The organism is Ideonella aquatica (assembly GCF_018069755.1).
Lineage (GTDB): Bacteria > Pseudomonadota > Gammaproteobacteria > Burkholderiales > Burkholderiaceae_C > Ideonella > Ideonella aquatica.
Window position 1 is genome coordinate 78558 of sequence record NZ_JAGQDE010000004.1, and the last position, 18595, is coordinate 97152.

Sequence of the window (18595 nt, forward strand, 5' to 3'; positions counted from 1 at the left end):
TGTCAGCCCCAGCTGGGTGGCTGGCTGCCCGCAGGCAGCGATTCCGGGCCGGCGATCGGCACCCAGACCCTGAAGGCGCTGCCCACGCCCGGCGTCGAGCGCACCTGGATCGCTCCGCCATGGCGCTGCACGATCGAGAAGGCCAGCGACAGTCCCAGGCCGGTGCCCTTGCCGACCTCCTTGGTGGTGTAGAAGGGTTCAAAAATGCGCCGGCGCACCTCGTCCGACATGCCGCAGCCGGTGTCGTCCACCTGGATCCAGGCCCAGGCGTCCTGGGTGCCGCTGGACAGCGTGATCGTGCCGTGGCCGCTGATCGCGTGCGAGGCGTTGACGATCAGGTTCATGAAGACCTGGTTGAGCTGGCCGGCCAGGCAGCGCACCGCCGGCAGTGGGCCCAGGGCCTTGACCACGTCAGCCTTGTACTTGACCTCGTTGCGCACCACGTTCAGCGTGGATTCCAGGCCGGCGTTGAGGTCGGCGTCCTGCCATTCGGACTGGTCGACGCGGGAGAAGTCCTTCAGGTCCTGGACGATCTTCTTGACCCTGGACAGGCCCTCGGCGCTTTCGTCCAGCAGCTGTGGCAGGTCCTCGCGCAGGTAGTCGATCTCGATCTCCTCGCGCATCTGGCGCACCGGGTCGAGCAGCGGCTCGTTGGGCAGCTGGTCGATCGCGGTCTTGCCGGTGTCCACCAGCCGCAGGATGTCGTTGACGTACTGGCGCAGCGTGTTCAGGTTGGAGCTGACGAAGCCGATCGGGTTGTTGATCTCGTGCGCCACGCCCGCCGCCAGTTGACCGATCGAGGCCATCTTCTCGGACTGCAGCAGCTGGTTCTGCGCTTCCTCGAGCTTGCGGTTGGTGTCGCGCACGTGCTCGAACTGCTCGCGCAGCTCGTCCTGGGCGGCGCGCACCTCGGTGCGGTCCTGCACCATCCACCAGGAGCCCCATTGGGGGTCCTTCGGGTCGGGCATGAAGGCGTTCATCTGCACCCAGATGCGCTGGCCGTCCACCCGCCGCAACCACTGCTCCTGGTGGGTGGGCCGGCCGGCCAGCAGCTCGGGCCCGGCCACGGCCAGGAAGGACTTGAACCCGGCCGGGCTGTCGAACAGCGACGGCGTGTCGCGGCCGACCGCGCTGCCTTCGGCCATGCCGAACATCTGCTCCATGGCGCGGTTGCAGCGCTCGATGCGGTGGGCGCGCACATAGCTCACGCCGATGGGCGCGTTGTCGATGAAGGCCTCCAGCGCCTGCATGCTGGCTTCCAGCTCCTGCGAGCGTGCCTCGACCAGCAGCTCCAGCTGGTTGCGGTGGCACATCAACTCTTCCTCGGCCTGCTTGCGGGTGGTGATGTCCTGCATCGAGCCCACGGCACCGATGATCTCGCCCTGGGCATTGCGCAGCGGTGCGGCGGTGAAGAAGATCCAGCGTCCGAATTCGCCGAGGTGGCCGAAGAAGGCCTCGACCTCGCAGAATCCGGGCACCAGCTTGGAGGGTTGGGCAGCCTCGCCGTAGCGCGCCATCAGTGCCTCGCCACTCAGGCCGTCGACCACCAGATCGGCCATCAGCGCGCGTTCGGTGGGGTAGAAGGCGCGCCAGGTGTCGGTGCGGCCAATCATCTCGTGAGCCGGCTGGCCCGTCAGGCTGGCACAGGCGGCGTTCCAGTGCGTGACCCGGTGGTTCATGTCCAGCACGAAAGTGGCCAGCGGGGCGTGGTCGACGATCTGGCGCAGCATGTCGCTGAGGGCGAACAGGCTGCTTTGCACATGGTGGATGTCTGAATGGTCGATGCAGGTCATCAGCACCGTCGGCTGGCCGCCGAGCACCACCAGGCGCTGGGTGATCTCGACCTGGCGTTCGCTGGCGTCGCGGGTCAGCAGGGTGCTGGCCAGCACCGGCGGCTCCTGGCCGGCCAGGCTGGCCTGGGCGGCGGCCTGCAGCGCGGCGCGGTCGGACTCGACCAGCAGGCGCGCTGCCGGCAGGGCGCGCAGCGCGTCCTCGTCCAGGCCGCTCAGGCGCTGCAGCGCGGTGTTGGCCGCGAGCAGGGTGTCGCCGCGGTGCAGCGCAGCCGGCACCGGCAGCGCATCGATCAGGCTGCGCGCCAGCAGTTCGTCGGCAAAGGGCAGGTGCAGGTCGCTCATCAGGAGGTGGCCGCAGCGGCCAGGGCCGGTCGGACGAAGTGCGGGGTGGTCGATTCAGCGCGGATGAACAGGCTCAGCCGCAGGCCCTCGCGCTGGGCGAACTCGTTGACCTGGCGGATCACCCGGGGCTCGAACACATAGCCGGCGGCCAACAGGATCGCGCCCTTGGACGACAGCAGATCACGCGCCAGCACCATGCCGGGCTGCAGCTCCCGCACATCGACCTTGCGGTCGGTGTTGATCTCGCGGGCCTGTTCGGCCAGGGCCTGCTCCAGCGCTTCCACCACGCGCGGGTCGTAGCGGCTGCCGGCGCTGCCGCGCAGCGACTGCAGCGCGGTGTCGGCACTGTAGGCGCTCTCGGTCAGGCTGCCGGTGACCAGGCCGTCGTAGTCGCTGGCTGCGGCGACGATGCGTGCGCCCAGAACGATCTCGTCGCCCACCACGCCGTCCGGGAAACCCTTGCCGTCGAAGCGTTCGTGGTGCTGGCGCACGATGCGCGCCACGCCGTGCATCTTGGCCAGCGGCATCAGGGCGGCCTCACCGTCCAGCGGGTGCTTGCGGTAGCGCGCCAGCTCCTCGGGGCTGTAGACCGACACCGGGCGGCGCAGCATGCCATCCGGGAAGCCCATCTTGCCCAGGTCGTGCAACAGCGCGGCCAGGTAGACGTCCTCGCGCTCGCGCTCGGCCAGGCCCAGCTTGATGGCCACGCGGCGCGACAGGTCCGCAACCCGGCGACCATGGCCGGCCATGCCGCCCTCGCGCGCTTCCATCAGGCCGGAGAAGAGGTTGACGGCGAGCTTGAAGTTCTCGTTGAGCTCCTCGTAGGCCTTCTCGAGCATGTCGTTGATCTGCTCGATCTCGGCGGTGCGGGCCTTGACCCGGGCCTCGAGGCTGGCGTTGAGCTGGCGCAGCTCCTCGTTGCGGCGCGCGTTTTCGGCCGAGAGCTGGCGGTTGCGCCGCTCCAGGCCCTGGCGCTCCAGCGCCTGGCGCACGATCAGCAGGATGTCCTGGTCATCCCAGGGCTTCTGGATGTAGCGGTGCAGCTCGCCGCGGTTGATCGCCTGCACGGTGGATGAGATGTCGGCGTAGCCGGTCAGCAGGATGCGCACCGCCTCGGGCGCGGGTTCGCGCGAGGCCTCGAGGAACTGCGCGCCATCCATGCTGGGCATGCGCATGTCCGAGATGATCAGATCGACCGGGGCTTCGCGCAGCAGCGCCAGCGCCTCGGCCCCCGAGGTGGCCTGCTGCAGGCGGTAGCCATGCGGGCGCAGCAGGCGCCGCAAGGCGCTCAGTACCGAGGGCTCGTCGTCGACCAGCAGGATGCTGGCGGCGGGCGGGGAGGGGTCGTCGGTCGGCAGGGGCATGGTCGCGATCTGGTGCGGCTCATCGAGGTCATCGGCCAATCCGGCGGGCACTTTAGGGCCACAATCGGACGCAGGTGGCCGGGTCCGGCCGCCGCTGCCCTCCGATCCCCGCTGCCATGCCCGTCATCGCCGTTCCCCACCCGCTGGTCCGCCACAAGGTCGGACTGCTGCGCGAAGCCGACATCTCCACCAAGAAGTTCCGCGAGCTCACCGGCGAGCTGGCGCGCCTGCTGGCCTACGAGGCCACGGCCGACTTTCCGCTGGGCAAGGTGACCATCGACTGCTGGAGCGGCCCGGTCGAGGTCGACCAGATCGCCGGCCGCAAGGTCACCGTGGTGCCCATCCTGCGTGCCGGCCTGGGCATGCTCGACGGCGTGCTGGACATGATTCCCAACGCCAAGGTCAGCGTGGTGGGCCTGGCGCGCGACCATGAGACGCTGCAGCCGGTCAACTACTTCGAGAAATTCGTCGGCCATCTGGACGAGCGCACCGCGCTGATCATCGACCCGATGCTGGCCACCGCCGGCTCGATGATCGCCACCATCGACCTGCTCAAGCGCCGCGGCTGCCAGGACATCCGCGCGCTGGTGCTGGTGGCAGCACCCGAGGGCGTGGCGGCCCTGGAGAAGGCTCACCCGGAGGTGCGCTGCTGGACCGCGTCGATCGACAGCCACCTCAATGAGCACGGCTACATCATCCCCGGCCTGGGCGACGCCGGCGACAAGATCTTTGGCACCAAGGACGAGGACACCCGATGAGCAAGGCCGCCCCGCTGGCCCTGGCTGCACTGCTGGCGCTGGCCGGCTGCACCCAGGAAAAGCAGAACCAGATCAAGCGCGAGATCCAGAACTGGACCGGCACCGACGGCGTGCTGGAGGTCTACGCCGGCAACCAGGTGGTCAAGCGCTTCCTGAAGATCGACAAGCTCAGCACCGCGCTGGGCACCGACGACAATCTGCCGCGCAACTACCGCTTCGGCTATGGCGTGCTGGACGCCAACCTCAACGGCCAGGTCGACGAGGGCGAGAAGCGCGTCTACTTCGAGCTGGGTGACTACGTCCAGTACGTGTTCTTCGACAACCCGCGCTGAGCGCCGGGGCTGCGGGCTCAGACCCAGCCCAGCGCCCCCGCCAACGCGCCCGCAGCAATCGGCCACAGCGGGTTGAGCCTGGTGCGCCAGGCCAGCAGCACCGTGCCCAGCACCAGCGCCCAGGCGGCGGGTTGCTGCAGCGTGGGCTGCGCCAGCAGCCAGCCGGTGGCCAGCACCAGGCCCAGCGTCACCGGCGCCAGGCCGGCCACGAAGGCACGTACGCCGCGGGTGTCGCGGCGGCGCGAGCCCCAGCGCGACACCACCAGCGTCAGCGCGGTGCTGGGCAGCAGCATGCCGCTCATTGCGGCCAGCGCCCCGGCCAGCCCGGCCACGTTGTAGCCCACCACGGCCACGAACAGCAGGTTCGGTCCGGGCGCGGCCTGGGCCAGGGCCACCGAGCCGGTGAAGTCGGCATCGCTGAGCCAGCCGTGCTCGATGACCACATGGCGGTGCAGCTCGGGCACCGTGGCCACCGCGCCGCCGATGGCCAGCAGCGACAGCGTCAGGCAGTGCAGAAACAGCCAGGGCAGGGTGTCGATCACCGACCAACTCCCCGCCCCAGGCGCCACCAGGCCAGCGCCACGCCCACCACGCCCACCAGCGGCAGCACCGCCACCAGCGGCCAGCGCAGCATGCCCACCAGCAGCAGCGTCAGTGCCGCCAGCGGCACCCACAGCGCCCGGCCCAGCGGATTGCGTGCCAGCGTGGGCAGCAGCTTCAGGCCCATGGCAACGATCAGACCGGCCGACACCGCGCCCATGCCGCGCACCGCGCCCACCACCGCGGGCTGGTCTGCGAAGCCCTGGTAGAGCGCGGCCAGTGCCAGCACCAGGGCCATGGGCACCACCAGCATGCCGGCCACGGCGGTCAGTGCGCCGCGCAGGCCAAACCAGCGGTCGCCCACCATCAGCGACAGGTTGACCACATTCGGCCCGGGCAGCACCTGGCCCACCGACAGCAGCTCGGCGAACTCGGCCGCCGTGAGCCAGCCCAGGCGGTCGACCAGTTCCCGCTGGGCGATCGGCAGCACGCCACCAAAGCCCATCAGCGACAGCCGAGTGAAGGCCACGAAGACGTCGCGCAGGCCGCGCGGCTGGGCGCGGGCCTCAGACATGGGTCGGGTCGCGCGCGATGCGGCGTGACACCCAGTGGCTCAGCGCCATCGCTGCCAGCATCCAGGCCAGCGCGATCCAGTGCAGGCGCTCATAAGGGGGCTGGCCGGCGGACAGGTTGGCCGCCACCACCGCACCACCACCACCCGCGCCCAGGGCCTGGCCCAGGTAGATGGCCGAGGTGTTCAGCGCCATCAGCGCCGGTGCCAGGGCCGGCGCGGCCTGGCTCAGCCGGGCCTGCTGGGCCGAGTTGCTGGCAAAGCCGGTCAGTGCCCAGGGCAGCAGCACCAGCGGCATCAGCCACAGCTGGCCGGCCAGCGGCCACAGTGCCATGCTCAGCGCCATGCCCGCCAGCGACCAGGCCACCGCTCGGCCGGCACCGACCCGGTCAACATGGCGGCTGAGCAGCACATTGCCCAGCAGACCGAAACCGCCGAACCAGAAGAACAGGAAGCTGATCTGTGCAGCGTCAGCCTGCAGCACCTGGCGGTAGAAGGGCGCGAAGTAGGCGAACAGCGTGAACTGGCCCGAGCCGGACAGCGCGGTGACCGCCACCATGGCCATCAGCACCGGATGGGTCAGCAGCTCGCGCCACTGGTCCAGACCCAGGCTGGGTGGCCGCACGCCGTCGGGCACGGCCCGCCAGACGGCCCAGGCCGACAGGAGCGACAGCAGGGTGACCAGCCCGAAGGCCCAGCGCCAGCCAAAGGTCTCGCCGATGAAGCTGTGCAGCGGCATGCCCAGCACCGAGGCCACCGACCAGCCCAGAAACACGAAGGTGATCGCCCGGCCGCGGCGCTCGGGTGGCGCCATCCAGGAAATGGCCGCAGCCGCCTGCGGCGTGAACACGGCGGCGGCCAGCACCGACAGCGCGCGCACGGGCAGCAGGGCGGCGTAGTCGGGCATCAGGGCGCTGGCGGCATGGCCCAGCCCGTACCAGATCAGCGCCAGCGCCAGCAGGCGGCGGCGATCCCAGCCGGCGCACAGGGCGGCCAGCAGCGGCGCGCCCAGCGACATCGCCAGCGCTGCCACGGTGATCAGCTGGCCGGCGGCCGCCACACTGACCTGCAGCGAGCGCGTCAGGTCATTGAGCGAGCCGGCCACCACCATCACGCCACAGCCGATGGCGAAGTTGCCGGCCAGCAGCGACCAACTGGCCCGCCGCAGCGCGGTGTCGCTCACCGCAGGACCTTCAGCGCCTCGGGGTTGACGATGTTGGTCGGCGTGCCGTTGACGAAGTTGACGACGTTGTCGAACGCAGCGCCGAAGTACAGCTCGTAGCTGTCCTGCTCGACATAGCCGATGTGCGGCGTGCAGATCGCGTTTTCCAGACGCAGCAGCGGATGGCCTTGCAGGATGGGCTCGGTCTCGAAGACATCGACCGCGGCCATGCCGGGCCGGCCGCGGTTCAGCGCCGCCACCAGCGCGCTGTCCTCCACCAGCTCGGCGCGCGAGGTGTTGACGAACAGGCTGGTGGGCTTCATGCGCGCCAGGTCGGCCGAGGTGACCAGGTGGCGTGTGGTGTCGGCCAGGCGCAGGTGCACGCTGAGCACGTCGGACTGCTCGAAGAGCTCTTCGCGCGTTTCAAAGACACCGTAGCCATCGTCCCGGGCGCGCTGGCGGCTGTCGCCGCTGGCCCAGACCCGCACCTCCATGCCGAAGGCGCGGCCGTAGCCCGCCACCAGCGCGCCAATCTTGCCGTAGCCCCAGATGCCCAGCACCTTGTCGCGCAGCAGCATGCCCAGACCGAAATTGGGCGGCATCGACTGTGACTTCAGCCCGGCCTGCTGCCAGGCGCCGTGCTTGAGATTGCCGATGTACTGCGGCAAGCGGCGCATCGCGGCCATGATCAGTGCCCAGGTCAGCTCGGCGGGGGCGTGCGGCGAGCCGACGCCCTCGGCCACGGCAATGCCCAGGCGAGTGCAGGCGTCGACGTCGATGTGCGGCCCGACGCGTCCCGTCTGGGCGATCAGGCGCAGGCGCGGCAGCTTCTCGAGCAGCTGGCGGTTGAAGGTGGTGCGCTCGCGGATGGCGACCAGGACTTCGGCGTCACGCAGCCGCACCGACAGCTGGCCCAGGCCCTTGACGGTGTTGGTGAACACCTTGGCCTGCAGATCATTCAGCTTGGTCGCGCAGCGCAGCTTGCGCACCGCATCCTGGTAGTCGTCGAGGATGATGATGTTCACGTCCCCGATTGTGCACCGGGGACGCGGACGGGCCGCTCAGCGCAACGGCATCTGACGCGTGTTACGCGCGGCGTCCAGGCTGGGGATGGGCGGCCCAGCGGGGGGCAGGCCCGGCACCAGGTGCGAGCTGCCGAAGGCCTGCGGGAAGACACCGTCAATGGCCCGGTAGAGCTCGGCACGCAGGGCCAGTGCTTCGGCGCTGCTGCCGGACTGGGCTGACAGCACCGGGCCGCGCAGCAGCCACAGGTCCATCGGGTCGGTGGCCAGGCGGACCTTCTCCTGCAGCCACTGGCCCTTGCGGTCCTGCAGCGGCTCGACGGCCCGCATGAACATGGTCTTCAGGTCGACAAAGGCGCGGCGGGCCGCCAGGCGGGCCAGGCGGTCGCCGGGCAGGCCGGCCAGCGCTGCGGCAACCATGGCCGCATCCGAGGTGGTGTCAGGCAGCGTGGTCGTGTCCATGGGGAAGGGCGCTCCGGTGGGCCACGGCCCGGGTGTCGACAGGGAAATGGCGGTTCACCGCGACCAGGCGGCGCTCGGCCTCACGCTGGTCCAGGTGGCGGGCGATCAGGCCGTAGAGTTCGGCACGCAGATGCCACAGCTCGCGCAGCGAGCGGGCATGGGCGGCGCGCTGGCGCAGGTCCTGAGCGTCGCGGGTCAGCAGGCCGTTGAGCGCGGTGCAGAAGTCCTGGCGGGCCAGCGTCAGCTTGGGTCCGGGATGCGGCTCCGCGGTCTGGGCATCCTCGCGCAGCCACTGCCACAGCGATTGCCACACCGAGTCGGCCTGTCCCCAGCGGGCCGGCGGGCGCACCTCCATCCGGGCCAGGGTGCTGGACGGCGCGGCGGCCTGGCGCCAGCCCATCAGGCGGGCCAGCCAACGGCCTGCGGGCGCGGGTGGGGAGGGGGTACGGCGGAACATGGGCTCATCGTGACAGCCCATCGCCGCCGCGATGGCCCGAAAAGCCAGCCCGGTGGCGGTCAGTTCAAGCGGCTGTCACACACCACGGCGCTCGCACACGGCGCTGACCTGGCAGCGCGCGCACTGCGGCGAGCGGGCGGTGCAGACATAGCGGCCGTGCAGGATCAGCCAGTGGTGGGCATCGACCCGGTAGGCTGCCGGCACGCGGGACAGCAGCGCCTGCTCGACCGCCAGCACGTCCTTGCCCGGTGCCAGGCCGGTGCGGTTGGAGACCCGGAAGATGTGCGTGTCCACGGCCATGGTGGGCTCGCCAAAGGCCACATTGAGCACCACGTTGGCGGTCTTGCGGCCGACGCCGGGCAGAGCCTCCAGGGCCTCGCGGCTGCGCGGTACGCAGCCGCCGTGTTGCTCGACCAGGATGCGGCAGGTGGCCACCAGGTTCTTGGCCTTGGTGCGGAACAGACCGATCGTCTTGATGTGCTGCTCGACCTGCTCCACCCCCAGTGCCAGCATCTTCTGCGGCGTGGGCGCGCGGGCGAAGAGGGCACGTGTGGCCTTGTTGACGCTGACGTCGGTGGCCTGGGCCGACAGCAGCACCGCCGCCAGCAGCTCGAACACGTTGGTGAAGGCGAGTTCGGTTTCGGGGTGCGGGTTGGCCCGCTGCAGCGTGGCAAAAAAGGTCTCGACCTGGGCGGGCGTCATCATCGGCGGCGGGCGGCAAGCAGGGGGTGGAGCTGGACCAGCAGGATGCTGCCCAGGATGGTGGCACAGCCGGCCAGCCCGGCCGGACCCAGGCGGTCACCCATCAGCCAGGCGCCGAACATCGCAGCGAACAGGGTTTCAGAGGACAGCAGGATGGCGGCATCGGCCGGCGGCGCATGGCGCTGGCCCACCACCTGCAGCGTGAAGGCCACGCCCACTGACAGCACGCCGGTGTACGCAATCGCGCCAGCGGCCACGCGGATGCCGTCCCAGCTGAGCGGCTCCACCACCAGGCCGACAGCGGTGGCCACCCCGCCACAGACCAGGAACTGCGCGCAGGCCAGCACATAGGCGCCGCGCATGCGGTTGGCCACTCGGCCCACCCACAGCACATGACAGGCCCAGGGCAGGCTGCTGGCGATCACCCAGGCATCGCCCCGGCCGATGTCCAGCGAGGCGCCACCGGCCAGCAGCCAGGTCCCGACCAGGCTGCCCAGCGCGGCGGGCCAGACGGTCCAGTCGGGACGCTCGCGGTGCAGCAGCCAGGCGATGATGGGCACCAGCGGCACGTACAGCGCCGTCAGAAAGCCGGCGTTGGTGACGGTGGTGGCGGTCAGGCCGATCTGCTGCATCACCACGCCGGCGGTGAGCAGCCCGCCCAGCAGGCCCACGTGGCGCCATTCGCGTGCGCCGGGGGCGCGGTCGCTGGCGCGCAGATGGCCCCATTCGCGCCAGGCCAGCGGCGCCACCACGGCCGCGCCCAGCAGGAAGCGCAGGCCCGTGAAGGCCAGCGGCCCGACGCCTTCCATGCCCAGCACCTGCGCGACGAAGGCCGAGCCCCAGATCACCGAGGCCAGCAGCAAGAGGCCGTTGGCCTGCCAGCGGGTCACTCGGCGCCTTCCTGGCGGGCCTTGGCGCGGGCCATCGCGGCCTCGATGACGGCGCGTTTGCGGGCCAGCACCTCGGGGTCGGTGTGCAGCGACTGGTTGGCCAGGTCGGCCAGCTTGTGGGCCGCCTTGGCGGCCAGCCGGGCGTCGTTCTCCTGCTTCTCCCGCACCACGCGGAACTGGCGGAAGGCATAGCGCTCGCGTGCCTGCTGGGCCTGTTCGGGGCTCCAGGCATCCCAGCCGGTGCGCGGCGTGGTCACCGGCTCCATGGCGATGCAGTCGACCGGGCAAGCTGGCACGCACAGCTCGCAGCCGGTGCAGTCGGGCTCGACGATGGTGTGCATGCGCTTGGACGCGCCGACGATGCAGTCCACCGGGCAGGCCTTGATGCACAGCGTGCAGCCGATGCACCAGGCCTCGTCGATGACGGCCACCGCGCGCGGCCGCTCAGGGCCGTGCTCGGTGTTCAGGGCGATCACCGGCCGGCCGGTCACCTCGGACAGCCGGGCAATGCCCTGTGCGCCGCCGGGCGGGCACTGGTTGATCGCGGCCTCGCCAGCAGCGATCGCGTGGCCGTAGGTGGCGCAGTCGCGGTAGCCGCAGCGTGTGCACTGGGTCTGCGGCAGGACGGCGTCGATGCGCTGGGCCAGGGCCTGGCCGGCGTCATCGAGCGGGGGCAACTGGTCGCGGCCGATCGGGGCCGGAGGCAGGCCGGAAACAGGCGGGGCCGCGTCAGGCGCGGCCCCGTGGGGGTCTGGCAGGTTCACGCGCCGGATTATCCCGCGAGCGGCGGGATACCGGGCTTGACGCCACTCAGGCGCGTGCGGTCTTGCGTGCGGCCTTGGTCGGGGCCTTCGCGCTGGCCTTGCTGACCGCCTTGCTGGCCGGCTTACGGGCCACCTTGGCAGCGGGTAGGGCGGGGGCCTCGGCCGGGGCGGCCTTCGCGAGCCCCTGGGCCGGCTTGCGCCCGGGCAGGTCGAGCTTGTTGGCGTCCTGGTTGAAGCGCCGGATGAACTGGCGGATCTCCGGGTAGACCATCTCGCGCCAGCGGCGGCCCGAGAAGATGCCGTAGTGGCCTGCGCCGGCCACGTCGTAGTGGAACTGGCGCTCCTTGGGAATGCCCGTGCACAGATCGTGTGCGGCCTTGGTCTGGCCGGCGCCGGAGATGTCATCGAGCTCGCCTTCCACCGTCATCAACGCGGTGGTGCTGATGTCGGCCGGCTGCACCGTTGTGCCCTTGACCACCCAGGTGCCGTTGACCAGGGCAAAGTCCTGGAACACGGTCTTGATGGTTTCCAGGTAGTACTCGGCCGGCATGTCCAGCACGGCGTTGTACTCGTCGTAGAACTGGCGGTGGGAATCGACCGAGTCGTCATCACCACGCACCAGGTCCAGGAAGTAATCGTAGTGCGAGTTCAGGTGGCGATCGGGGTTCATCGCCACGAAGCCGGTGTGCTGCAGGAAGCCGGGATAGACACGGCGGCCGGCGCCAGGAAAGTTCGGCGGCACGCGGTAGATGACGTTGTTCTCGAACCAGGAATGAGCCTTGTTCATCGCCAGGTTGTTGACCGCGGTGGGCGACTTGCGGGCGTCGATCGGGCCGCCCATCATGGTCATGGTGCGCGGCGTGGCCTCACCATGGGTGGCCAGCAGCGACACCGCGGCCAACACCGGCACCGTGGGCTGGCAGACCGAGATCACGTTCACCTCGGGGCCGATGTGGCGGATGAATTCCTGCACATAGGCCACGTAATCGTTCAGGTGGAACGGCCCCACCTCGGCCGGCACCATGCGCGCGTCGGTCCAGTCGGTGATGAACACCTTGTGGTCCTGCAGCAGGCTGCGCACGGTGTCGCGCAGCAGCGTGGAGTGGTGACCCGACAATGGCGCCACCACCAGCACCAGCGGGTGCTGCTTCATGTCGGCCAGGGCGGTCGGGTCGTCGGTGAAACGCTTGAAGCGGATCAGGCGGCAGAAGGGCTTGTCGATGACCACCTGCTCCTGCACCGCCACGTCGACGTTGTCGACCTTGACCGTCTTGATGCCGAACTCGGGCTTCTCGTATTCCTTGGCCAGGCGGTGCATCAGGTCCAGGCTGGCGGCCACGCGCTGGGCCATCGGCGTGTGGGTGAAGGGCGACAGCGGGTGGCTGTACAGCTTGGCCGAGGCGCTGGCGAACTCGGAGAACGGCGCCATCAGGGCACGCTGGGTTTCGTAGAGTTGATACAGCATCGCGCAGGCTCCTGGAAAGACTTGAGTGACGTCAAGCGTCAGACAGGATGATGCACCCGTCTCGCTGAGAGGACGCTGACATCCAAAGGGCTATTGTGCACTGCAACATGATTCAGTGGTGTACGTATCTCTCCGCACAGTGACATCCCGCATCCTGCGGCCGCGATCGCGGCCAGGATTGGCAGAAAAACCGCCTGAACTGTCTCGTTATGGTGCAGATGCCGCTGACCGATCGGAACTGGACCGGTGGGTTGCCGCATTTCCAGGTTTGCAAAGCGCCCTGATCGGTCACCATCCGGCACGCAACCAGGCTGCCCGCAGATCCCGTCGAGGTGGCATCAAGGCACAGCAGGAGACGGTTCGTGAAGATTTCTTGGCGCTGGCCCGTGGGGCCGATCACCTCCCGGGGCAAGATGGCCGCCATCATCCGGGGCGCGGTGCCTTTGAACACCGCCGTCAATCCACTGAGCGCGCTGGGACGCACCCTGGGACGCTTTCTGGCCCGGATCCGCGAACTGGTGCTGATCGCGCGCGGCGGCAGCATTCGCACCGCGATCAACGCCGCCCATCTGAAAAAGCACGTGGACCTGAGCGCCCAGCGCGCCGGACAGCAGCGCGAGGACGCGCAGGCGCTGTCGGCGTCGGCGCAGCGCGTCACCGAGCTATCGGGGCTGGTGGAATGCGGTGCGCAGGAGATTGCCGACATGTCCGGCCGCAACCTGAGTGCGGCGATTCAGTCGATGGACGAGCTGGAGCGGGTGCGCGCCCGCATGAGCGAGATCGAGGCCACCGTGGCCACCTTCGCCGGCACGGTGCGCGAGCTGGCCGAAGGCGCCAAGGCGATCGAGAGCATCGGTGGGGTGATCCAGGGCATTGCCATGCAGACCAATCTGCTGGCGCTGAACGCGGCGATTGAAGCGGCCCGGGCCGGCGAGGCCGGCCGCGGCTTCTCGGTCGTGGCGCAGGAGGTGCGCGGCCTGGCGGCGCGGGTCAATGCCGAGACCCGCGAGATCAGCGAGCGCAGCGCCCGCATGATCCAGCTGGTCGAATCGACCACCGTTGGCACGCAGCAGATCCGCGAGGGCGTGGAGCATTCGGTGGGTGAGGTCGGCAGCACCGCCGACCGCTTCAGTCACTTCATGCGCGACTTCCGGGCCATGACCAGCACCGTCGAGCAGATCGCCGGCTCGATCCAGGACCTGGGCGCGGTGAACCGCGAGATGAACCAGCGCATCGAGGCGGTGGCCGGCTCGGCCGAGCAGGTGCACCGCCTGATGGATGACGCCGCCCACCGCGTGGACGAGCTGCGCCTGGGCACCGAGGACATGCAGGGCGTGCTGGCCGAGTTCCGCACCGGCGGCACCACCTTCGATGAACTGGTGCAGGCCACCACCCGACTGCGTCGCGACGTGGCCGATGTGCTGCGCCGGCATGCATCGAAGGGCCACAACGTCTTCGACCAAGGCTATCAGCGCATCGAGAACTCCAATCCGCCACGCTTTCATACCAGCTACGACCTGGCCGTGGAGGCCGAGCTGCAGGCTCTGTTCGACAGTGTGCTGGGGTCATTGAACGGTTGCGTCTATGCGCTGGCCGTGGATGTCAAGGGCTATGCGCCTGCGCACAACAAGGTGTTCTCCAACCCGCCTACCGGCGACCCCGCGCAGGATCTGCTGCGCAGTCGCCACAAGCGCATCTTCGATGATCCGGTGGGCCAGAAGCTGGCGGCGAACCAGAAGCCTTTCCTGTTCCAGACCTACCTGCGCGACACCGGCGAGGTGATCAACGACATGTCGATGCCGATCTTCCTGTCCGACCGGCACTGGGGCGCGGTGCGGGTGGGGTTCGACAGCAGCCGACTGTCCTGAGCATCCCGGCGTCCACGACAAAGGCCCCGCCATGCGGGGCCTTCGTCCATCAGGGCCAGTGTGCTCAGAGCACCTTGGCGATCGACTCAGCGACGTAGCCGATGTTCTTGTCGTTCAGCGCCGCCACGCAGATGCGGCCCGAATCGACGCCATAGACGCCGAACTCGCCGCGCAGGCGCTCCATCTGCGGCTTGCTCAGGCCCGAGTAGCTGAACATGCCGCGCTGGCCGGCGATGAAGGACATGTCCTGCTGCACGCCGGCCGCCTTGAGCTTCTCGACCAGGGCCACGCGCATCGCCTTGATGCGGTTGCGCATGCCGGCCAGTTCCTGCTCCCACTGGGCGCGCAGCGCCGGCGTGGTCAGCACCGTGGCCACCACCTGGGCGCCGTGGGTGGGCGGGTTGGAATAGTTGGTGCGGATGACGATCTTCAACTGGCTCAGCACCTTGGCCTGCTCGTCCTTGTTGGCGCAGACCACGCTGAGCGCACCGACGCGCTCGCCGTAGAGCGAGAAGCTCTTGGAGAACGAGGTGGACACGAAGAAGTCGATGCCGGCGTCGACGAACTGCTGGATCACCGCGCCGTCCTCGGCGATGCCGTCGCCAAAGCCCTGGTAGGCCATGTCCAGGAAGGCGACCAGGCCCTGGGCCTGGACCACCTCGACCACCTGGGCCCACTGGGCCGGGGTGATGTCGTAGCCGGTGGGGTTGTGGCAGCAGGCATGCAGCACGACGATGGTGCCGGCCGGCGAGCCCTTCAGGCAGGCCAGCATGCCGTCGAAGTTGACGCCGCGCTTGTCGGCGTCGTAGTACGGGTAGGTGTCGACCGTGAAGCCGGCGTTGGTGAACAGCGCGCGGTGGTTTTCCCAGGACGGGTCGCTGATCAGCACCTTGGCACCGGGGTTGACCTTCTTCAGGAAGTCGGCGCCGACCTTCAGGCCGCCGGTGCCGCCCAGGGCCTGCACCGTGGCCACGCGGCCGGCGGCCAGCAGCGGGCTGGCTTCGCCGAAGACCAGGCCCTGCACCGCCTTGTCGTAGGCGGCGATGCCATCGATCGGCAGGTAGCCGCGGGCGCGGGCGGCCTCGATCAGCTGCTGCTCGGCGGCCTTGACGCAGGCCAGCAGCGGCAGTTTGCCGTTCTCGTCGGTGTAGACCCCGACGCCGAGGTTGACCTTGGCCGGGTTGGTATCGGCGTTGAATTGTTCGTTCAGACCCAGGATCGGGTCACGCGGGGCCATTTCGACGGCGGCGAAGAGCGACATGCGTTGCCTCTGAAGGTGCGGGAGCGGGCGGGCGACAGCGGCCCCGGCATCGAGCGGCCGGATGCGCTACGCTGTCAGGTTCGCTCGCGGGCCGGCAGGCCCTTGAGCGGCGTCATTTTATCCGCAGCCCCGGGAATACCCCCATGACCGATGTGCACGAGGTGGAAGCGACGGCCGAAGGCCAGTTCGTCAGCTTCCCCGATTCGCCGTTCCGGCTGTTCCAGCCCTACCCGCCGGCGGGCGACCAGCCCACGGCCATTGACCAGCTGGTGGAAGGGGTGCAGGACGGCCTGGCCTGGCAGACGCTGCTGGGCGTGACCGGCTCCGGCAAGACCTTCACGATGGCCAACGTGATCGCCCGCCTGGGCCGCCCGGCCATCGTCTTTGCGCCCAACAAGACGCTGGCGGCCCAGCTGTACGCCGAGTTCCGCGAGTTCTTCCCGAAGAACGCGGTGGAGTACTTCGTCAGCTACTACGACTACTACCAGCCCGAGGCCTATGTGCCGCAGCGCGACCTGTTCATCGAGAAGGACAGCGCGATCAACGAGCACATCGAACAGATGCGCCTGTCGGCCACCAAGAGCGTGCTGGAGCGGCGCGACACCATCGTCGTGGCCTCGGTCAGCGCGATCTATGGCATCGGCAAGCCCGAGGACTACACCCAGATGCGCTTCATCGTGCGGGTGGGCGACAAGATCGGCCAGCGCGACGCCATCGCCCAGCTGGTGCGCATGCAGTACACCCGCAATGACGTGGACTTCTCGCGCGGCAGCTTCCGGGTGCGCGGCGACACGATCGACGTGTTCCCGGCCGAGCACTCCGAGCTGGCGGTGCGGCTGGAGCTGTTCGACGACGAGATCGAGTCGCTGAGCCTGCTGGACCCGCTGACCGGCCGCGTGCGCCAGAAGATCCCGCGCTTCGTGATCTACCCCTCCAGCCACTACGTGACGCCGCGCGAGCAGGTGCTGGCGGCGATCGACGGCATCAAGGCCGAGCTGCGCGAGCGGGTGGACTTCTTCGTCAAGGAGGGCAAGCTGGTCGAGGCGCAGCGCATCGAGCAGCGCACCCGCTTCGACCTGGAGATGCTGCAGGAGGTGGGCCATTGCAAGGGCATCGAGAACTACACCCGCCACCTCAGCGGCGCCCGGCCGGGCGATCCGCCGCCCACCATGGTCGACTACATGCCCAAGGACGCGCTGATGTTCCTGGACGAGAGCCATGTGCTGATCGGCCAGTTCGGCGGCATGTACAACGGTGACCGGGCGCGCAAGAGCACGCTGGTGGAGTACGGCTTCCGGCTGCCCAGCGCGATGGACAACCGGCCGCTGAAGTTTGACGAATTCGAGCAGCGCATGCGCCAGTGCGTCTTTGTCTCGGCCACGCCGGCCGACTACGAGAAGACCCACGCCGGCCAGGTGGTCGAGCAGCTGGTGCGGCCCACCGGCCTGGTCGATCCGCTGGTGGAGGTGCGGCCGGCCGGCACGCAGGTCGACGACCTGCTGCAGGAGATCCGCCTGACCACCGACAACGGCGAGCGGGTGCTGGTGACCACGCTGACCAAGCGCATGGCCGAGCAACTGACCGACTACCTGACCGAGAACGGCGTCAAGGTGCGCTACCTGCACTCGGATGTGGACACCGTGGAGCGGGTCGAGATCCTGCGCGACCTGCGCCTGGGCCACTTCGACGTGCTGGTGGGCATCAACCTGCTGCGCGAAGGCCTGGACATCCCCGAGGTCTCGCTGGTGGCCATCCTGGACGCCGACAAGGAAGGCTTTCTGCGTGCCGAACGCAGCCTGATCCAGACCATCGGCCGGGCGGCCCGCAATGTCAACGGCCGTGCGATCCTCTATGCAGACCGCATCACCGACTCGATGCGCCGGGCGATCGACGAGACCGAGCGTCGCCGCGCCAAGCAGATCGCCTTCAATGAGGCCAATGGCATCGTCCCGCGTGGCATCCGCAAGCAGGTGCGCGACCTGATCGACGGCGTGGTGGCCGACAAGTCGGGCGCTGATGACCTGCGCCTGGCCCAGCAGGCCGCCGAGGTCGAGGCGCTGTCCGAGAAGGACTTGGGCAAGCGCATGAAGGCGCTGGAAAAGCAGATGCTGGAGCACGCCCGCAACCTGGAGTTCGAGAAGGCCGCGCGCATCCGCGACCAACTGGCCTTGTTGCGTGAACAGGCCTGGGGTGGCGGCGGCGGGCATGACAGCAATGTCGTGCCGCTGGTGGCCAAGGGGGGCGGCCGATGAGCGCGCCGGTGCGTGTGCTGATGGTGTGCACGGGCAACATCTGCCGCTCGCCCACCGCCGAAGGGGTGCTGCGCCACCTGGCCCAGCAGGCCGGTTGGGGCCGCCGCCTGGAGGTGGACTCGGCCGGCACCACCGGCTACCACCTGGGTGAGCCGCCCGATGAGCGCAGCCAGGCGCACGCGCTGCGCCGGGGTTACGACCTGTCGGCGCAGCGGGCGCGGCAGGTGGCCGACGAGGATTTCCGCCGCTTCGACTGGATCCTGGCCATGGACCGCGGCCACCTGCGCGAACTGCGCGAGCGCGCGCCGGTGCTGGTGCATGACCGGATTCGCCTGCTGCTGGACTTTGCGCCGGGGCTGGACGGCCGCGACGTGCCCGACCCGTACTACGGCGGCGCCACCGGCTTCGAGCAGGTGCTGGATCTGGTGGAGCAGGGCTGCCGCGGCTTCCTGGCCGAGCTGGGGCGGCGCTGATGTCGTGACAGCCACGGAACTTTCTGGCGTCAATCTCGACAAAAAGACTCGGGTTCCTCTATAATTGAGCAAATCACTCGGATTCATCGGGCGGCGCCCGGTGACCCCGGGCCGACT

18 protein-coding genes are annotated in these 18595 nt (G+C 69.2%); 5 read left to right on the forward strand and 13 right to left on the reverse strand.

Annotation, left to right across the window (positions count from 1 at the left end; translation table 11 throughout):
• Positions 1-2 precede the first annotated feature (2 nt).
• Positions 3-2135 carry a PAS domain-containing sensor histidine kinase gene (locus KAK06_RS06660; protein ID WP_210801153.1) on the reverse strand — a complete coding sequence of 711 codons (2133 nt, stop codon included), beginning with the start codon at positions 2133-2135 and terminating at the stop codon, positions 3-5.
• On the reverse strand, positions 2135-3499 hold the full coding sequence (gene nosR, locus KAK06_RS06665; protein ID WP_210801154.1) for a response regulator c-di-GMP phosphodiesterase, NosR family: 1365 nt from the start codon (positions 3497-3499) through the stop codon (positions 2135-2137). Before nosR ends, KAK06_RS06660 begins: the two co-directional genes overlap by 1 nt.
• Positions 3500-3615: 116 nt before the next feature.
• Between nosR and upp the strand changes: the two genes are divergently transcribed.
• Together upp and KAK06_RS06675 are read left to right on the forward strand one after the other, a co-directional pair.
• Positions 3616-4257, forward strand: a complete 642-nt coding sequence (upp, locus tag KAK06_RS06670) for a uracil phosphoribosyltransferase (protein ID WP_210801155.1) — start codon at positions 3616-3618, stop codon at positions 4255-4257.
• Positions 4254-4589 carry a hypothetical protein gene (locus KAK06_RS06675; RefSeq protein ID WP_210801156.1) on the forward strand — a complete coding sequence of 112 codons (336 nt, stop codon included), beginning with the start codon at positions 4254-4256 and terminating at the stop codon, positions 4587-4589. The genes upp and KAK06_RS06675 overlap by 4 nt, the downstream gene beginning before the upstream one ends.
• A gap of 17 nt (positions 4590-4606) precedes the next feature.
• Here the strand turns inward: KAK06_RS06675 and KAK06_RS06680 are convergent, their stop codons facing one another.
• The 10 genes from KAK06_RS06680 to KAK06_RS06725 all read right to left on the reverse strand — a co-directional run bounded on the left by KAK06_RS06680 (position 4607) and on the right by KAK06_RS06725 (position 12624).
• Positions 4607-5131 (reverse strand): chromate transporter, encoded by a 525-nt coding sequence (locus KAK06_RS06680; protein ID WP_310741052.1) that lies wholly within the window; start codon positions 5129-5131, stop codon positions 4607-4609.
• A complete protein-coding gene (locus KAK06_RS06685; protein WP_210801158.1) occupies positions 5128-5703 on the reverse strand; it encodes a chromate transporter in 576 nt (191 codons plus the stop codon). The genes KAK06_RS06680 and KAK06_RS06685 overlap by 4 nt, the downstream gene beginning before the upstream one ends.
• Positions 5696-6883 carry an MFS transporter gene (locus KAK06_RS06690; RefSeq protein ID WP_210801159.1) on the reverse strand — a complete coding sequence of 396 codons (1188 nt, stop codon included), beginning with the start codon at positions 6881-6883 and terminating at the stop codon, positions 5696-5698. The genes KAK06_RS06685 and KAK06_RS06690 overlap by 8 nt, the downstream gene beginning before the upstream one ends.
• Positions 6880-7887: a D-2-hydroxyacid dehydrogenase family protein gene (locus KAK06_RS06695; protein WP_210801160.1), complete on the reverse strand. Its 1008-nt coding sequence runs from the start codon at positions 7885-7887 to the stop codon at positions 6880-6882. Before KAK06_RS06695 ends, KAK06_RS06690 begins: the two co-directional genes overlap by 4 nt.
• A 36-nt stretch (positions 7888-7923) precedes the next feature.
• The gene (locus KAK06_RS06700; RefSeq protein WP_210801161.1) at positions 7924-8346 is read right to left on the reverse strand and encodes a hypothetical protein; all 423 of its coding nucleotides are present in this window, start codon (positions 8344-8346) and stop codon (positions 7924-7926) included.
• Positions 8324-8803 (reverse strand): hypothetical protein, encoded by a 480-nt coding sequence (locus KAK06_RS06705; protein ID WP_210801162.1) that lies wholly within the window; start codon positions 8801-8803, stop codon positions 8324-8326. Before KAK06_RS06705 ends, KAK06_RS06700 begins: the two co-directional genes overlap by 23 nt.
• A 75-nt stretch (positions 8804-8878) precedes the next feature.
• Positions 8879-9505 (reverse strand): endonuclease III, encoded by a 627-nt coding sequence (nth, locus tag KAK06_RS06710; RefSeq protein WP_210801306.1) that lies wholly within the window; start codon positions 9503-9505, stop codon positions 8879-8881.
• On the reverse strand, positions 9505-10395 hold the full coding sequence (locus KAK06_RS06715; protein ID WP_210801163.1) for a DMT family transporter: 891 nt from the start codon (positions 10393-10395) through the stop codon (positions 9505-9507). Before KAK06_RS06715 ends, nth begins: the two co-directional genes overlap by 1 nt.
• Positions 10392-11072 (reverse strand): electron transport complex subunit RsxB, encoded by a 681-nt coding sequence (rsxB, locus tag KAK06_RS06720; protein WP_210801307.1) that lies wholly within the window; start codon positions 11070-11072, stop codon positions 10392-10394. The genes KAK06_RS06715 and rsxB overlap by 4 nt, the downstream gene beginning before the upstream one ends.
• Positions 11073-11205: 133 nt before the next feature.
• Positions 11206-12624, reverse strand: coding sequence for a polyhydroxyalkanoate depolymerase (locus KAK06_RS06725; RefSeq protein WP_210801164.1), 1419 nt, complete (start codon positions 12622-12624; stop codon positions 11206-11208).
• 362 nt (positions 12625-12986) lie between these two features.
• On the opposite strand from KAK06_RS06725, the gene KAK06_RS06730 reads away from it, so the two are divergent.
• Positions 12987-14492, forward strand: coding sequence for a methyl-accepting chemotaxis protein (locus KAK06_RS06730; protein ID WP_310741053.1), 1506 nt, complete (start codon positions 12987-12989; stop codon positions 14490-14492).
• 64 nt (positions 14493-14556) lie between these two features.
• On the opposite strand, the gene KAK06_RS06735 is transcribed toward KAK06_RS06730, so the two are convergent.
• Positions 14557-15753 carry an amino acid aminotransferase gene (locus tag KAK06_RS06735; RefSeq protein WP_210801165.1) on the reverse strand — a complete coding sequence of 399 codons (1197 nt, stop codon included), beginning with the start codon at positions 15751-15753 and terminating at the stop codon, positions 14557-14559.
• A gap of 143 nt (positions 15754-15896) precedes the next feature.
• Here KAK06_RS06735 and uvrB point away from each other — a divergent pair, with 143 nt between their 5' ends.
• Both uvrB and KAK06_RS06745 read left to right on the forward strand, forming a co-directional pair.
• On the forward strand, positions 15897-18005 hold the full coding sequence (gene uvrB / locus KAK06_RS06740; protein ID WP_210801166.1) for an excinuclease ABC subunit UvrB: 2109 nt from the start codon (positions 15897-15899) through the stop codon (positions 18003-18005).
• Positions 18002-18478, forward strand: coding sequence for a low molecular weight protein-tyrosine-phosphatase (locus KAK06_RS06745; protein WP_210801167.1), 477 nt, complete (start codon positions 18002-18004; stop codon positions 18476-18478). The genes uvrB and KAK06_RS06745 overlap by 4 nt, the downstream gene beginning before the upstream one ends.
• The last annotated feature ends 117 nt before the right edge of the window (positions 18479-18595 follow it).

What these genes read in the sequence shown, in the direction of transcription:
- KAK06_RS06660 (WP_210801153.1), bottom strand. Translation starts at nt 2,135, where the DNA reads ATGAGCGACCTGCACCTGCCCTTTGCCGACGAACTGCTGGCGCGCAGC.
- nosR (WP_210801154.1), bottom strand. Translation starts at nt 3,499, where the DNA reads ATGCCCCTGCCGACCGACGACCCCTCCCCGCCCGCCGCCAGCATCCTG.
- upp (WP_210801155.1), top strand. Translation starts at nt 3,616, where the DNA reads ATGCCCGTCATCGCCGTTCCCCACCCGCTGGTCCGCCACAAGGTCGGA.
- KAK06_RS06675 (WP_210801156.1), top strand. Translation starts at nt 4,254, where the DNA reads ATGAGCAAGGCCGCCCCGCTGGCCCTGGCTGCACTGCTGGCGCTGGCC.
- KAK06_RS06685 (WP_210801158.1), bottom strand. Translation starts at nt 5,703, where the DNA reads ATGTCTGAGGCCCGCGCCCAGCCGCGCGGCCTGCGCGACGTCTTCGTG.
- KAK06_RS06700 (WP_210801161.1), bottom strand. Translation starts at nt 8,346, where the DNA reads ATGGACACGACCACGCTGCCTGACACCACCTCGGATGCGGCCATGGTT.
- KAK06_RS06705 (WP_210801162.1), bottom strand. Translation starts at nt 8,803, where the DNA reads ATGTTCCGCCGTACCCCCTCCCCACCCGCGCCCGCAGGCCGTTGGCTG.
- nth (WP_210801306.1), bottom strand. Translation starts at nt 9,505, where the DNA reads ATGACGCCCGCCCAGGTCGAGACCTTTTTTGCCACGCTGCAGCGGGCC.
- KAK06_RS06725 (WP_210801164.1), bottom strand. Translation starts at nt 12,624, where the DNA reads ATGCTGTATCAACTCTACGAAACCCAGCGTGCCCTGATGGCGCCGTTC.
- KAK06_RS06735 (WP_210801165.1), bottom strand. Translation starts at nt 15,753, where the DNA reads ATGTCGCTCTTCGCCGCCGTCGAAATGGCCCCGCGTGACCCGATCCTG.
- uvrB (WP_210801166.1), top strand. Translation starts at nt 15,897, where the DNA reads ATGACCGATGTGCACGAGGTGGAAGCGACGGCCGAAGGCCAGTTCGTC.
- KAK06_RS06745 (WP_210801167.1), top strand. Translation starts at nt 18,002, where the DNA reads ATGAGCGCGCCGGTGCGTGTGCTGATGGTGTGCACGGGCAACATCTGC.